Annotated in this window: 1 protein-coding gene and 1 pseudogene; both read right to left on the reverse strand. The window is 66.8% G+C overall.

Annotated features, from left to right (window positions below; genetic code table 11):
- The coding region (locus CQ14_RS48095; RefSeq protein WP_430650143.1) for an MBG domain-containing protein at positions 1-169 on the reverse strand (169 nt) is incomplete at both ends.
- Between the two features lies 1 nt (position 170).
- Positions 171-264: pseudogene (locus CQ14_RS48100) on the reverse strand (MBG domain-containing protein); the annotation flags it as partial.
- Between the last annotated feature and the right edge of the window lie 138 nt (positions 265-402).

Genomic DNA, 402 nt, shown 5'->3' on the forward strand with positions numbered 1-402 from the left:
GTACGCCCGGCTCTTGGCATCGGCCGTCACCGTGATCGCGCGCTGGGTGACGGTGAGGTTGTCGCCTGTATAGGTCAGCGCATAATTGCCGGAAGCAGCGAGCGTCCCCTGTCCGATTCCGTAGGTCCCGACATTGCTCGTTGTCGTCGCCGACGTCGCCAGCGCGCCCNGACTATCGCCATTGACGAGCCCCGCGCCGCCGACCTGATAGGTCAGCGGCGGATTGGCGTCGCCGTACGCGCGGCTCTTGGCGTCGGCCGTCACCGTGATCGTGCGCTGGGTGACGGTGAGGTTGTCGCCTGCATAGGTCAGCGCATAATTGCCGNNNNTGCGAGCGTCCCCTGCGTGATGCCGTAGGTCCCGACATTGCTCGTTGTCGTCGCCGACGTCGCCAGCGCGCCC

It is taken from the genome of Bradyrhizobium lablabi, assembly GCF_001440475.1.
Taxonomy (GTDB): Bacteria; Pseudomonadota; Alphaproteobacteria; order Rhizobiales; family Xanthobacteraceae; genus Bradyrhizobium; species Bradyrhizobium lablabi.